The following is a 14,543-nucleotide window of genomic DNA, read 5'->3' as shown; positions in this document are numbered from 1 at the left end:
GCCGGAGATCCCGACTACATGTCATGGCCGCCGCAGCGCTGACCCGGCGCAGGGCGGCCCGAGAGGGAGTACGAGAAGGTGGCAGCACCCAAGAAGGGCCGGAGCGCGGGCGCCCAGAGCAAGCCAGGGCGCTCGCTGGCCTTGATCCTGATCGCCATCGTGGGGCTCACCGGAGGCATGTTCGCCTCCGGTCACACCACCCCGCGACTGGGCATCGACCTCGCCGGCGGTACCAGCATCACGCTGGAGGCGAAGGCCGACCAGGGGTCCGCGATCAACAAGGCCAACATGGACACCGCGGTCGAGATCATGAACCGTCGTGTCAACGGCCTGGGCGTCTCCGAGGCGGAGGTGCAGACCCAGGGCGACCGCAACATCATCGTGAACATCCCCAAGGGCACCAACTCCGAGGAAGCCCGGGCCCAGGTCGGCACCACCGCCAAGCTGTACTTCCGTCCGGTCCTCCAGCGCGAGGCGCAGGGCGGCTCGGCGGACGCCACCCCGAGCACCGACCCCAGCGCCTCCGCCTCTCCCAGCGGCTCCGCCTCCCCGAGCGCGTCGCCCACGGACAAGGCCGCCGACAAGGCCGGCGACAAGGTCTCCGAGAGCTCCTCCAGCCCGTCGGCCAGTGCCACCTCGCAGGGCCGCGCCGTCACCGACGCCCTGAAGAAGGCGCCCACGCCGTCCGGCAGCAGCACCCCGAAGGCGAGCGACAGCCCCTCAGCGTCCGCCTCCGGTGACGACGCCTCGGCCGCCGCGAAGAACTACGCCACGCTCGACTGCACGAACCCCAAGCAGCGTGCCGCCGCCGGCAAGGACGCCGAGCGGGGCCAGGACACCGTCGCCTGCGGCCAGGACGGCGAGGTGTGGAACAAGTTCCTGCTCGGCCCGGTCGACGTCGACGGCACGGAGGTCAAGAAGGCCCAGGCGACCTTCGACACCCAGACCGCCGCGGGCTGGCGGGTCGACATGACCTTCACCTCCGGCGGTGCGAAGAAGTTCGCCGACGTCACCTCCAAGCTGGCCCAGCAGACCAGCCCGCAGAACGAGTTCGCGATCGTTCTGGACGACGACGTCGTGTCCCACCCGTACGTCCAGACCGCCATCACCGGCGGCAACGCCTACATCTCCGGCAGCTTCACCCAGGACGAAGCCCAGAGCCTCGCCAACATGCTGTCCTACGGCGCGCTCCCGCTCTCCTTCAAGGAGCAGAGCGTGACCACCGTGACCGCCGCGCTCGGCGGTGACCAGCTCCACGCCGGTCTGCTCGCCGGTGCCATCGGCCTCGGACTGGTCATCATCTACCTGGTGGCCTACTACCGCGGTCTGTCGCTCATCGCGATCGCCTCGCTGCTGGTCTCCGCGGCCCTGACCTACGTGCTCATGTCGCTGCTCGGCCCGGCCATCGGCTTCGCGCTGAACCTCCCGGCCGTCTGCGGGGCCATCGTCGCCATCGGCATCACGGCGGACTCGTTCATCGTGTACTTCGAACGCGTCCGCGACGAGATTCGCGAGGGCCGCACCCTGCGCCCCGCCGTCGAGCGGGCCTGGCCGCGCGCCCGGCGCACCATCCTGGTCTCCGACTTCGTGTCGTTCCTCGCCGCCGCGGTGCTCTTCGTCGTCACCGTCGGCAAGGTCCAGGGCTTCGCGTTCACGCTCGGTCTGACCACCGTCCTCGACGTGGTCGTGGTGTTCTTCTTCACCAAGCCGCTGATGACGCTCATCGCCCGCCGCAAGTTCTTCGCCGACGGCCACAAGTGGTCCGGCCTCGATCCGAAGAGCCTGGGCGCCCAGCCGCCCCTGCGTCGCACCCGCCGCCCGTCCGGTCTTGGCGCCGGCCCTGTCGACACGAAGGAGGCGTGAGCGATGTCGAAGTTCGGCAACCTCGGCGCCCGACTGCACCGTGGCGAGATCAGCTACGACTTCATCGGCCACCGCAAGCTCTGGTACGGCATCTCGATCCTGATCACCATCACGGCCATCGTCGGCCTGGCGGTGCGCGGCCTGAACATGGGCATCGACTTCCAGGGCGGTGCCGTCTTCACCACCGAGAAGACCAGCGTCTCCGTCTCCCAGGCCGAGGAGTTCGCGACGGACGCCTCCGGCCATGACGCGGTCGTGCAGAAGCTGGGCAACGGCACGCTGCGCATCCAGATCGCCGGCATGGACACCGAGCAGTCCGACCAGATCAAGAACGAACTGGCCAAGGACTTCAAGGTCGACCCGGAGTCGATCGCCGCCGACCTGGTCGGCCCGAGCTGGGGCGACCAGATCGCCAACAAGGCATGGCAGGGCCTGGCGATCTTCATGGTCCTGGTCGTGATCTATCTGGCGATCGCCTTCGAGTGGCGCATGGCCATCGCGGCGCTGATCGCACTGATCCACGACATCACCATCACGGTCGGCATCTACGCCCTCGTCGGCTTCGAGGTCACGCCCGGCACGGTGATCGGTCTGCTGACCATCCTCGGTTACTCGCTGTACGACACGGTCGTCGTCTTCGACTCCCTCAAGGAACAGACCAAGGACCTCACCAAGCAGACCCGCTACACCTACAGCGAGGTCGCCAACCGGTCGATCAACGGCACCCTGGTCCGCTCGATCAACACCACGGTCGTCGCGCTGCTGCCGGTGGCGGGCCTGCTGTTCATCGGCGGCGGCTTCCTCGGCGCGGGCACGCTCAACGACATCTCGCTGTCGCTGTTCGTCGGCCTCGCCGCCGGTGCCTACTCGTCGATCTTCATCGCCACGCCGCTCGTCGCCGACCTCAAGGAGCGCGAGCCGCAGATGCGGGCCCTGAAGAAGCGGGTCCTGGCCAAGCGCGCCCAGGCCGCCTCCGACGACGGCATCTCGGACGGCCGGGGCTACGACGCCGAGGACGCCACTCCGGCCGTCGTCGGACCGCGCGACCAGTCCGCGCCGCGCAGCCGTCGCCGGCCCTCCGGGAAGCGGCGATGACCGACGTCGAGGAGCTGCTGCTCAGCCGGATCCGCGATGTGGCGGACTACCCGGAGCCGGGCGTGATGTTCAAGGACATCACCCCGCTCCTGGCGGACCCCGCCGCGTTCACGGCGCTGACCGACGCCTTCGCCGAGATCGCCGAGCGCACCGGCGCCACCAAGATCGTCGGCCTGGAGGCCCGGGGCTTCATCCTCGGCGCCCCCGTCGCGGTCCGGGCCGGGCTCGGCTTCATCCCCGTACGCAAGGCGGGCAAGCTCCCCGGAGCCACCCTCAGCCAGGCGTACGACCTGGAGTACGGCTCGGCCGAGATCGAGGTCCACGCCGAGGACCTCACGGCCGACGACCGCGTCCTCGTCGTCGACGACGTGCTCGCCACCGGCGGCACCGCCGAGGCGTCGATCCGGCTCGTCCACCGCGCGGGTGCCGCGGTCGCGGGCGTCGCCGTCCTGATGGAACTGAGCTTCCTCGACGGCCGCCCCCGCCTCCAGGCAGCCCTGGACGGAGCCCCGCTGGAGGCACTGCTCACCGTCTGACCACGGCCGTACGCGACGGTCGTACGTCACAGGGGCGGGCCCGGAGGAATCCGGTGCCCGCCTCTCGTGTTCCCCAGGTGGACGGCCGTCACAGCGGCCTGAAGGCGATCCCGGAGCCCGGGATCGCTACGATGGGTCCTCCGGGGCCTGACCGGGGGAACCGGATCGCGCACGAGGAGTCCTCTTGCCAGACGAGGCCCAGCACCTGACCGCAGCCAAGCCCGACTCCGCCGCGGGCGCCGCGGCCGAGCCCGCGGCGCACGCGCAGGACGGCGGCGGGCCGGTCGAGCACGACCGTTCCGCGCCCGCCGACAAGCCGGCCGAGCGGACCCGTCCCAAGCCGGCCCCGCCCGAGCGGTCCCCGGCCACCCCCGCCGCGCGCCCGGCGGCCGGACAGCCCGCCGCCCGCTCCGGCGGCTCCTCCAACCGCGTCCGCGCCCGCCTCGCCCGGCTCGGCGTCCAGCGCGCCAACCCCTACAACCCGGTCCTGGAACCGCTGCTGCGCATAGTCCGCAGCAACGACCCCAAGATCGAGACGTCGACCCTGCGCCAGATCGAGAAGGCGTACCAGGTCGCCGAGCGCTGGCACCGCGGCCAGAAGCGCAAGAGCGGCGACCCGTACATCACCCACCCCCTCGCGGTGACCACGATCCTCGCCGAACTGGGGATGGATCCGGCCACCCTCATGGCGGGCCTGCTGCACGACACCGTCGAGGACACCGAGTACGGCCTGGACGACCTGCGCCGTGACTTCGGCGACGTCGTCGCGCTGCTCGTCGACGGCGTCACCAAGCTGGACAAGGTCAAGTTCGGCGAGGCCGCGCAGGCCGAGACCGTGCGCAAGATGGTCGTCGCCATGGCCAAGGATCCCCGCGTCCTGGTCATCAAGCTCGCCGACCGCCTGCACAACATGCGCACCATGCGCTACCTCAAGCGCGAGAAGCAGGAGAAGAAGGCGCGCGAGACCCTGGAGATCTACGCGCCGCTCGCCCATCGCCTCGGCATGAACACCATCAAGTGGGAACTGGAGGACCTCGCCTTCGCGATCCTCTACCCCAAGATGTACGACGAGATCGTACGGCTGGTGGCCGAGAGGGCGCCGAAGCGTGACGAGTACCTGGCCATAGTGACCGACGAGGTCCAGTCCGACCTGCGCGCCGCCCGCATCAAGGCGACCGTCACCGGCCGCCCGAAGCACTACTACAGCGTCTACCAGAAGATGATCGTCCGCGGCCGGGACTTCGCGGAGATCTACGACCTGGTCGGCATCCGCGTCCTGGTGGACACCGTCCGCGACTGCTACGCGGCCCTGGGCACCGTCCACGCCCGCTGGAACCCGGTTCCGGGGCGGTTCAAGGACTACATCGCGATGCCCAAGTTCAACATGTACCAGTCGCTGCACACGACGGTCATCGGGCCCAACGGCAAGCCCGTCGAACTCCAGATCCGCACGTTCGACATGCACCGCCGCGCCGAGTACGGCATCGCCGCGCACTGGAAGTACAAGCAGGAGGCCGTGGCCGGCGCCTCCAAGGTCCGCACCGACGTGCCGAAGGCCGGCAAGGGCAAGGACGACCACCTCAACGACATGGCGTGGCTGCGCCAGCTCCTCGACTGGCAGAAGGAGACCGAGGACCCCGGCGAGTTCCTGGAGTCCCTGCGCTTCGACCTCTCCCGCAACGAGGTCTTCGTCTTCACCCCGAAGGGTGACGTCATCGCGCTCCCGGCCGGTGCCACCCCGGTGGACTTCGCCTACGCCGTCCACACCGAGGTCGGCCACCGCACGATAGGAGCACGGGTCAACGGCCGGCTCGTCCCCCTGGAGTCGACGCTGGACAACGGCGACCTGGTGGAGGTCTTCACCTCCAAGGCGGCCGGGGCGGGTCCCTCCCGGGACTGGCTCGGGTTCGTCAAGTCGCCGCGCGCCCGCAACAAGATCCGCGCGTGGTTCTCCAAGGAGCGCCGCGACGAGGCGATCGAACAGGGCAAGGACGCCATCGCCCGCGCGATGCGCAAGCAGAACCTGCCGATCCAGCGCATCCTCACCGGCGACTCCCTGGTCACCCTGGCGCACGAGATGCGCTACCCCGACATCTCCTCGCTGTACGCGGCGATCGGCGAGGGCCATGTGGCCGCGCAGAACGTCGTACAGAAGCTGGTGCAGGCGCTCGGCGGGGAGGAGGCGGCCAGCGAGGAGATCGACGAGGCCGTCCCGTCCCGCAGCCGCAGCCGCAAGCGGCGCAGCAACCAGGACCCCGGTGTCGTGGTCAAGGGCGTCGACGACGTCTGGGTCAAGCTGGCCCGCTGCTGCACGCCCGTCCCCGGCGACCCGATCATCGGGTTCGTCACCCGCGGCAGTGGCGTATCGGTTCACCGCAGCGACTGCGTCAACGTGGAGTCACTGTCCCGGGAGCCCGAGCGGATCCTGGAGGTCGAGTGGGCGCCCACCCAGTCCTCGGTCTTCCTGGTCGCCATCCAGGTCGAGGCGCTGGACCGCTCCCGGCTGCTCTCGGACGTCACCCGCGTCCTGTCCGACCAGCACGTCAACATCCTCTCCGCGGCCGTCCAGACCTCCCGCGACCGGGTGGCCACCTCCCGCTTCACCTTCGAGATGGGCGACCCCAAGCACCTGGGCCACGTCCTGAAGGCCGTACGGGGCGTGGAGGGCGTCTACGACGTCTACCGGGTGACCTCGGCCCGCAGGCCCTGAGAACGGCCCCGCAGCCCCGGGAACGCGGCGAGAACGCCGAGAGGCCCCCGTACATCGCGTACGGGGGCCTCTCGGCGTTCTCACCAGCCAGCCAGCCAGCCAGCCGGGCGGGCCTCAGCCGCCGAACTCCTGGAGACCCTTCAGCGCCTGGTCCAGCAGGGCCTGGCGGCCCTCCAGCTCACGCTCCAGCTTGTCGGCACGCGCGGAGTTGCCCTGCGCGCGGGCCTGCTCGATCTGCGCCTTCAGCTTGTCCACGGCGGCCTGGAGCTGACCGGTGAGACCCTCGGCACGCGCGCGTGCCTCCGGGTTCGTCCGGCGCCACTCGGCCTCCTCGGCCTCCTGGAGCGCCCGCTCCACGGTGTGCATCCGGCCCTCGACCTTCGGCCGGGCGTCCCGCGGGACATGGCCGATGGCCTCCCAGCGCTCGTTGATCGTGCGGAACGCGGCCCGCGCCGACTTCAGATCGCCGATCGGCAGGAGCTTCTCGGCCTCCTCGGCCAGCTCCTCCTTGAGCTTGAGGTTCTCCGTCTGCTCCGCGTCCCGCTCGGCGAAGACCGAGCTGCGCGCCGCGAAGAACACGTCCTGGGCGCCGCGGAAGCGGTTCCACAGGTCGTCCTCGTGCTCGCGCTGGGCGCGGCCCGCGGCCTTCCAGTCCGCCATCAGCTCGCGGTACCGGGCCGCCGTCGGACCCCAGTCCGTCGAACCGGACAGCGCCTCGGCCTCCGCGACCAGCCGCTCCTTCGTCCGGCGGGCCTCCTCGCGCTGCGCGTCGAGCTGCGCGAAGTGGGCCTTGCGGCGCTTGGAGAACGCCGAGCGCGCGTGCGAGAACCGGTGCCACAGCTCGTCGTCCGACTTGCGGTCGAGCCGCGGCAGACCCTTCCACGTGTCCACCAGCGCGCGCAGCCGCTCACCGGCGGCCCGCCACTGGTCGGACTGCGCGAGCTGCTCGGCCTCGGCGACCAGGTCCTCCTTGGCCTTGCGGGCCTCGTCGGACTGCTTGGCCCGCTGCTGCTTGCGCTCCTCCCGGCGGGACTCCACGGTCGCCACCAGCTTGTCCAGCCGGCCCCGCAGCGCGTCCAGGTCGCCGACCGCGTGGTGCGCGTCGACCTGTTCGCGGATGTGGTCGATGGCGACCTGGGCGTCCTTCGCCGACAGGTCGGTGGTCTGCACTCGCTTCTCGAGGAGGCCGATCTCGACAACCAGGCCCTCGTACTTGCGCTCGAAGTAGGCCAGCGCCTCCTCGGGGGAGCCGGCCTGCCAGGAACCGACGACCTGCTCGCCCTCGGCCGTACGCACGTACACGGTCCCCGTCTCGTCGACGCGGCCCCACGGGTCGCTGCTCACAGCGCCTCCTCCACATGATGCCTCCGAGGGGCTTCGGCGCCCCCGGGCATCGTCCACAGTTTCGTCACGGCCAACATAGGCGACCGGCGGGTTGCCTGTCCGCATCCAGCGCGACCGAAATTCCGCTGCTGGCCGCCTGGATGTCAGGACTTCGAGACCGTCGCCTTGTCGATGACGACCGTCGCGTTCGGGGCACCGTCACCGGCGCCGGTGTTCTCGCCCGCGGCCGCGATCTTCTCGAGCACCTTCATGCCCTCGGCCGAGACGGTGCCGAACGGTGTGTAGTTGGGCGGGAGCTGGCTGTCCTGGTAGACGAGGAAGAACTGGCTGCCGCCGGTGTTCGGCTGGCTGGTGTTCGCCATCGCGACCGTGCCCGCCGGATAGACGTTGTTCTTGAGGCTCTTGTCCTTGAGGTTCTCGTCCGGAATGGTGTAGCCGGGGCCACCGCTGCCGGTGCCCGTCGGGTCGCCGCACTGGAGCACGTAGATCCCGTTGGTGGTCAGCCGGTGGCACTTGGTGTGGTCGAAGTAGCCCTTGCCCGCGAGGTAGTTGAAGGAGTTGACGGTGTGCGGGGCCGCGGCCGTCTTCAGCGGGATGTCTATGTCACCGCATGTCGTCGCCAGCTTCAGCGTGTAGTCGGCCGACTTGTCGATGGTCATCGCCGGCTCCTTCTTGGAGCTGACCTCCTTGACCTTCCCCGGAGCGGCCTTCTCGCACGGGTCCTCGACGGGAGTGGGGGAGGCGGCCGGAGTGGTGTCCGCGCTCGCGTTCGTCTTGTCGTCGTCGCCCTTGATGACGCCCGACGTGTAGAGCGCCACGCTGCCCACCACGATCACGCCGAGCACGGACGCGATCACCGAGTTGCGCACGCGTGCCTTGCGGCGCGCTGCCGTGCGGCGCTGCTGCTGCCGCAAGAACTTCTCCCGGGCGAGCTGACGCTTGCGCTGTTCCTGGGTGACCACCGGGTTCTCTCCTCGTGCGTCTCGTGCGTCTGGTCCGTCGACAAGGACGCGTGCGTCTCATGAGCCGATCGCCCGCGTGTGCCCCGTACCGTATATGGGTTCGCTGAGGAATCGGCAGCGCCGGTAGTCTCTGACCACAGGGGGAGCCCGTCGAGGACCCCCGCGGGGGGTCGACAAGCCCTCCCGTACCGCCACAACGAAGGACGATCGTGCTCATTGCCGGGTTCCCCGCCGGGGCCTGGGGGACGAACTGCTATCTCGTCGCCCCCGCCGCCGGTGAGGAGTGCGTGATCATCGACCCGGGCCATCAGGCGGCCCCCGGAGTCGAGGAAGCGATCAGGAAGCACCGGCTCAAGCCGGTCGCCGTCGTCCTCACCCACGGACACATCGACCATGTGGCCTCGGTCGTTCCGGTGTGCGGCGCCCATGACGTGCCGGCCTGGATCCACCCCGAGGACCGGTTCATGATGAGCGACCCCGAGAAGGCGCTCGGCCGCTCCATCGGGATGCCGCTGCTGGGCGAACTGACCGTGGGCGAGCCGGACGACGTCCGTGAACTGACCGACGGCGCACGGCTGGACCTCGCCGGGCTGGAGTTCTCCGTCGCGCACGCACCGGGCCATACCAAGGGGTCGGTGACGTTCCGGATGCCCGAGACGACCGAGATCCCGTCGGTCTTCTTCTCCGGGGATCTGCTCTTCGCCGGCTCCATCGGACGCACCGACCTGCCGGGCGGTGACATGGCCGAGATGCTCGACTCGCTGGCCCGCGTGTGCCTGCCGCTCGACGACTCGACCGTGGTGCTGTCCGGCCACGGCCCCCAGACGACCATCGGCCAGGAGCGCGCCGCCAACCCGTATCTGCGACAGGTGGCGGCCGCCGGCCAGGGAGCGGGCCCCACGGCCCCTCCCCGACGAGGAATGTGACGAGAGACCTTCCGTGAGCACCTTTCAGGCCCCCAAGGGCACGTACGACCTGCTGCCGCCCGACTCCGCCAAGTACCTCGCCGTCCGCGAGGCGATCTCCGCCCCGCTGCGCAACTCCGGTTACGGCTACGTCGAGACGCCCGGCTTCGAGAACGTCGAGCTGTTCGCGCGCGGTGTCGGTGAGTCGACCGACATCGTGACCAAGGAGATGTACGCCTTCGAGACGAAGGGCGGCGACAAGCTGGCCCTGCGCCCCGAGGGCACCGCCTCCGTCCTGCGCGCCGCGCTGGAGGCCAACCTGCACAAGCAGGGCAACCTCCCGGTCAAGCTCTGGTACTCCGGCTCGTACTACCGCTACGAGCGCCCGCAGAAGGGCCGTTACCGCCACTTCTCCCAGGTCGGCGCCGAGGCGATCGGTGCCGAGGACCCGGCGCTGGACGCCGAGCTGATCATCCTGGCCGACCAGGCGTACCGCTCGCTGGGGCTGAGGAACTTCCGCATCCTGCTCAACAGCCTGGGCGACAAGGAGTGCCGACCGGTCTACCGCGCCGCCCTCCAGGACTTCCTGCGCGGTCTGGACCTGGACGAGGACACCCTGCGCCGCGCGGACATCAACCCGCTGCGCGTCCTGGACGACAAGCGCGAGTCGGTGCAGAAGCAGCTCGGGGACGCCCCGCTGCTGCGGGACTACCTGTGCGACGCGTGCAAGGCGTACCACGAGGAGGTCCGCGAGCTGATCACGGCGGCGGGCGTCTCCTTCGAGGACGACCCGAAGCTGGTCCGCGGCCTCGACTACTACACCCGCACGACCTTCGAGTTCGTCCACGACGGCCTGGGCTCCCAGTCGGCGGTGGGCGGCGGCGGCCGCTACGACGGCCTGTCCGAGATGATCGGCGGCCCCGCCCTGCCGTCCGTGGGCTGGGCCCTCGGCGTCGACCGCACGGTGCTCGCGCTGGAGGCGGAGGGCGTCGAACTGGACCTGCCGTCCGCGACCTCCGTCTTCGCGGTGCCGCTCAGCGAGGACGCGCGCCGGCTGCTGTTCGCGAAGATCACCGAGCTGCGCAGGCTCGGCGTCGCGGCGGACTTCTCCTTCGGGGCGAAGGGCCTCAAGGGCGCGATGAAGAACGCCAACCGCAGCGGCGCCCGCTACGCGCTGATCGCCGGTGAGCGTGATCTCGCCGAGGGTGTCGTCCAGCTCAAGGACCTGGAGTCCGGCGAGCAGACGGCGATCGGCGTGAACGAGATCGTCGCGGAGCTGGAGTCGCGGCTCGCGTAGGGCCGCCGAGGCGGACGGGACGGGCGTCACACGGCCGTCCGTCCCGTCCGCCTTCGCTCGGGTGTGCCCACGGGGGGCACAGGTCGGCCGAAACCGAACGCTCAGGGGTGATCGACGGGGTCTCCTTATGTCCGCCGAACGGTGGAGAACCGCCCTCGTGCGGCACAATGGCCCTGCCCGAAGATGGTCCAACTCTCAAGCGACGGATCGGCGTGATGAGCAAGACGACAGTCAATGCGGTCTCCACGGAGTCCGGGTCCGGGCACGCCCCCGCGCCCGCGGCCGGTACGGCGGGCGGCAGCCGCGCGTTCGCGATCCTGCTGCTGATCACCGGCGCGGCCGGGCTGCTCGCCGCGTGGGTCATCACGATCGACAAGTTCAAGCTCCTGGAGGCCAAGGTCGCGGGCACGACCTTCACCCCCGGGTGCAGCCTGAACCCCGTCGTCTCCTGCGGCAGCGTGATGGAGTCCAAGCAGGCCGCCGTCTTCGGCTTCCCCAACCCGATGCTCGGCCTGGTCGCCTACGGCATCGTGATCTGCGTCGGCATGAGCCTGCTCGCCGGGGCCCGCTTCCCGCGCTGGTACTGGCTCACCTTCAACGCGGGCACCCTCTTCGGCGTCGTCTTCTGCGCCTGGCTGATGTTCCAGTCCCTGTACCGGATCAACGCCCTGTGCCTGTGGTGCTCGCTCGCCTGGGTCGCCACGATCTTCATGTTCTGGTACGTGACCTCCTTCAACGTCCGCAACGGCTTCCTGCCCGCGCCCCGCGCGCTGAAGAGCTTCTTCGGCGAGTTCACCTGGGTCCTGCCCGTGCTGCACATCGGCATCATCGGCATGCTGATCCTGACCCGCTGGTGGGACTTCTGGACGAGCTGACAGCGCGGGCCGCGTTGTCAGTGGGGTGATTTAGGGTTTCCGTGTGGAGCCCGACCTGTTCACCGCCGCAGCAGAAGAACGCCAGGAGAAGGACCCCGCGGGGAGCCCCCTGGCGGTCCGGATGCGTCCGCGCACCCTCGACGAGGTGGTGGGCCAGCAGCACCTGCTGAAGCCGGGCTCCCCCCTGCGCCGCCTGGTCGGCGAGGGCGCCAAGGGCCCGGCAGGACCCTCCTCCGTGATCCTTTGGGGACCGCCCGGCACCGGCAAGACGACCCTGGCGTACGTCGTCTCCAAGGCGACCAACAAGCGGTTCGTGGAGCTGTCCGCGATCACCGCAGGCGTCAAGGAGGTCCGCGCGGTCATCGAGGGCGCCCGCCGCGCCACCGGGGGGTACGGCAAGGAGACCGTCCTCTTCCTCGACGAGATCCACCGCTTCAGCAAGGCCCAGCAGGACTCCCTCCTGCCGGCCGTCGAGAATCGCTGGGTCACCCTGATCGCCGCCACCACCGAGAACCCCTACTTCTCGGTCATCTCCCCGCTGCTCTCCCGCTCCCTGCTGCTGACCCTGGAGCCCCTCACCGACGACGACCTGCGCGGACTGCTCCGCCGGGCCCTCACCGACGACCGCGGCCTCAAGGGCTCCGTCACCCTCCCCGAGGACACCGAGGCCCATCTGCTGCGCATCGCCGGAGGGGACGCCCGGCGTGCGCTCACCGCCCTGGAGGCCGCCGCCGGCGCCGCCCTCGACCAGGACGAGAGCGAGATCACCCTCGCCACCCTGGAGCAGACGGTCGACCGCGCCGCCGTGAAGTACGACCGTGACGGCGACCAGCACTACGACGTGGCCAGCGCCCTCATCAAGTCCATCCGCGGCTCGGACGTGGACGCCGCGCTGCACTACCTGGCCCGCATGATCGAGGCAGGCGAGGACCCCCGCTTCATCGCCCGCCGGCTGATGATCTCCGCCAGCGAGGACATCGGCCTGGCCGATCCGAACGCGCTGCCCATAGCCGTCGCCGCCGCCCAGGCCGTCGCCATGATCGGCTTCCCCGAGGCCGCCCTCACCCTCAGCCACGCCACCATCGCCCTCGCCCTGGCCCCCAAGTCCAACGCCGCGACGACCGCGATCGGCGCCGCCCTGGACGACGTACGCAAGGGGCTGGCCGGGCCCGTGCCGGCGCATCTGCGGGACGGGCACTACAAGGGCGCCGCAAAGCTCGGGCACGCGCAGGGGTACGTCTACCCGCACGACGTGCCGGAGGGCATCGCCGAGCAGCAGTACGCGCCGGACGCCCTCAAGGACCGCGCCTACTACACCCCCACCCGGCACGGCGCGGAGGCCCGGTACGCGGACGCCGTGGAGTGGACCAGGAAGCACCTCGGTCGGAAGCGGCCCTGAGCACCCTGTAGAATCGCTCGAAGTGCTGAGTCCCGTGCCGTCAGAGCGGGACAGTCAGCCGGAGCACCGGTCCCCGGACCGGCTCCAGGAGCGTCGCGCACCGTCGATCGGTGTCGCGGGCAGCCCACCACCACCCGCAGCGCCGGGACCGGTCGGTGGGCCACTCGCGTGCTGCACGTATGTGCCCAGACCAGGGAAGCGGCTGCCCACCAGGCCCGGCAACGGAACCCGGCGGGTCTTCCCGGCTGCGGATGCGACCTCCCACCACCCTGGCAAGCCGAATCAAGGAAATGAGACAGGACAGTGGCGAACCAGTCCCGCCCCAAGGTCAAGAAGTCGCGTGCCCTCGGCATCGCGCTGACCCCGAAGGCCGTCAAGTACTTCGAGGCCCGTCCCTACCCGCCGGGTGAGCACGGCCGCGGCCGCAAGCAGAACTCGGACTACAAGGTCCGTCTGCTGGAGAAGCAGCGTCTGCGCGCGCAGTACGACGTGTCCGAGCGCCAGCTCGTCCGCGCCTACGAGCGTGCCTCGAAGGTCCAGGGCAAGACCGGTGAGGCCCTGATCATCGAGCTCGAGCGCCGTCTCGACGCCCTGGTCCTGCGTTCGGGCATCGCCCGCACCATCTACCAGGCCCGTCAGATGGTCGTGCACGGCCACATCGAGGTCAACGGCCAGAAGGTCGACAAGCCCTCGTTCCGCGTCCGTCCCGACGACGTCGTGATGGTCCGCGAGCGCAGCCGCGAGAAGACCCTCTTCTCCATCGCCCGTGAGGGCGGCTTCGCCCCCGAGGGCGAGACCCCGCGCTACCTCCAGGTGAACCTCAAGGCCCTGGCGTTCCGCCTGGACCGTGAGCCGAACCGCAAGGAGATCCCGGTGATCTGCGACGAGCAGCTCGTCGTCGAGTACTACGCCCGCTGATCCCTCGGCAGCCGTAGCACCAGCGCTCAAGGCCCGCCGTCCGTCCGCCCCTCGGGGCGGGGGCGGCGGGCCTTCGCACACCCGGACACCCCGCCCCGGACAGCCCCTAATCCGGTACGGAACGGCAGCGTCGGCGCGATAGGCTCGCCTCCAGAGACAGGTGTTCACACAACAGGGACAACAGGGAGCGGGTGCGCAGTGTCCGGTGGAGAGGTGGCCGGCATCCTGGTGGCCGTCTTCTGGGCGATTCTGGTCTCCTTCCTCGCCGTCGCGCTGGCGAGACTGGCCCAGACGCTCAAGGCGACCACCAGACTCGTCGCGGACGTGACCGACCAGGCCGTCCCGCTGCTCGCCGACGCCTCCGCGACGGTGCGGTCCGCGCAGACCCAGCTCGACCGGGTCGACGCGATCGCCTCCGACGTCCAGGAAGTCACGTCGAACGCCTCCGCGCTCTCGTCGACCGTCGCCTCCACCTTCGGCGGCCCCCTGGTGAAGGTCGCCGCCTTCGGCTACGGCGTCCGCCGGGCCCTCGGCGGCCGCCGGGAGGACGCGCCCGCCCGGGAGTCCCGGCGTACCGTGATCGTGGGCCGCGCGGTCTCCCGGCGGGAGAAGCGGAACGCCCGTGGAAAGAGGGACTGA

The 14,543-nt window shown here is 70.2% G+C and carries 12 protein-coding genes; 10 read left to right on the top strand and 2 right to left on the bottom strand.

The annotated features are described in order from the left end of the window. The first annotated feature begins 78 nt into the window (after nucleotides 1-78). From secD to AFM16_RS07765, 4 genes are all read left to right on the top strand, one after another. Complete coding sequence (gene secD / locus AFM16_RS07780) at nucleotides 79-1,863, top strand: protein translocase subunit SecD (protein WP_078632869.1); 1,785 nt, start codon at nucleotides 79-81, stop codon at nucleotides 1,861-1,863. Nucleotides 1,864-1,866: 3 nt separating this feature from the next. After that, nucleotides 1,867-2,958 carry a protein translocase subunit SecF gene (gene secF / locus AFM16_RS07775; RefSeq protein ID WP_030785935.1) on the top strand — a complete coding sequence of 364 codons (1,092 nt, stop codon included), beginning with the start codon at nucleotides 1,867-1,869 and terminating at the stop codon, nucleotides 2,956-2,958. Then, nucleotides 2,955-3,494 (top strand): adenine phosphoribosyltransferase, encoded by a 540-nt coding sequence (locus tag AFM16_RS07770; RefSeq protein WP_078632868.1) that lies wholly within the window; start codon nucleotides 2,955-2,957, stop codon nucleotides 3,492-3,494. Before secF ends, AFM16_RS07770 begins: the two co-directional genes overlap by 4 nt. Nucleotides 3,495-3,678: 184 nt before the next feature. After that, on the top strand, nucleotides 3,679-6,204 hold the full coding sequence (locus AFM16_RS07765) for a RelA/SpoT family protein (protein WP_030785930.1): 2,526 nt from the start codon (nucleotides 3,679-3,681) through the stop codon (nucleotides 6,202-6,204). A gap of 114 nt (nucleotides 6,205-6,318) precedes the next feature. Here the strand turns inward: AFM16_RS07765 and AFM16_RS07760 are convergent, their stop codons facing one another. Together AFM16_RS07760 and AFM16_RS07755 are read right to left on the bottom strand one after the other, a co-directional pair. Then, nucleotides 6,319-7,548, bottom strand: coding sequence for a DUF349 domain-containing protein (locus AFM16_RS07760; RefSeq protein ID WP_030785927.1), 1,230 nt, complete (start codon nucleotides 7,546-7,548; stop codon nucleotides 6,319-6,321). Between the two features lie 143 nt (nucleotides 7,549-7,691). Next, entirely contained in the window at nucleotides 7,692-8,510 is an 819-nt protein-coding gene (locus tag AFM16_RS07755) for a peptidylprolyl isomerase (RefSeq protein ID WP_030785924.1), read from the bottom strand. Between the two features lie 209 nt (nucleotides 8,511-8,719). Here AFM16_RS07755 and AFM16_RS07750 point away from each other — a divergent pair, with 209 nt between their 5' ends. From AFM16_RS07750 to AFM16_RS07725, 6 genes are all read left to right on the top strand, one after another. Beyond that, nucleotides 8,720-9,436 carry an MBL fold metallo-hydrolase gene (locus AFM16_RS07750; protein ID WP_078632867.1) on the top strand — a complete coding sequence of 239 codons (717 nt, stop codon included), beginning with the start codon at nucleotides 8,720-8,722 and terminating at the stop codon, nucleotides 9,434-9,436. Between the two features lie 13 nt (nucleotides 9,437-9,449). Beyond that, the gene (hisS, locus tag AFM16_RS07745) at nucleotides 9,450-10,712 is read left to right on the top strand and encodes a histidine--tRNA ligase (RefSeq protein ID WP_078632866.1); all 1,263 of its coding nucleotides are present in this window, start codon (nucleotides 9,450-9,452) and stop codon (nucleotides 10,710-10,712) included. Between the two features lie 215 nt (nucleotides 10,713-10,927). After that, a complete protein-coding gene (locus AFM16_RS07740) occupies nucleotides 10,928-11,587 on the top strand; it encodes a vitamin K epoxide reductase family protein (RefSeq protein WP_030785915.1) in 660 nt (219 codons plus the stop codon). Nucleotides 11,588-11,630: 43 nt separating this feature from the next. Then, complete coding sequence (locus AFM16_RS07735) at nucleotides 11,631-12,986, top strand: replication-associated recombination protein A (RefSeq protein ID WP_078632865.1); 1,356 nt, start codon at nucleotides 11,631-11,633, stop codon at nucleotides 12,984-12,986. A 303-nt stretch (nucleotides 12,987-13,289) separates the two neighbouring features. Beyond that, the gene (gene rpsD, locus AFM16_RS07730) at nucleotides 13,290-13,904 is read left to right on the top strand and encodes a 30S ribosomal protein S4 (protein WP_015661793.1); all 615 of its coding nucleotides are present in this window, start codon (nucleotides 13,290-13,292) and stop codon (nucleotides 13,902-13,904) included. 198 nt (nucleotides 13,905-14,102) lie between these two features. Continuing rightward, nucleotides 14,103-14,543 (top strand): DUF948 domain-containing protein, encoded by a 441-nt coding sequence (locus tag AFM16_RS07725; protein WP_030785906.1) that lies wholly within the window; start codon nucleotides 14,103-14,105, stop codon nucleotides 14,541-14,543.

Source organism: Streptomyces antibioticus (genome assembly GCF_002019855.1).
Lineage (GTDB): Bacteria > Actinomycetota > Actinomycetes > Streptomycetales > Streptomycetaceae > Streptomyces > Streptomyces antibioticus_B.
The sequence above is the reverse complement of the archived record's forward strand: the minus strand, read 5'-3'. Positions and strand labels throughout refer to the sequence as shown.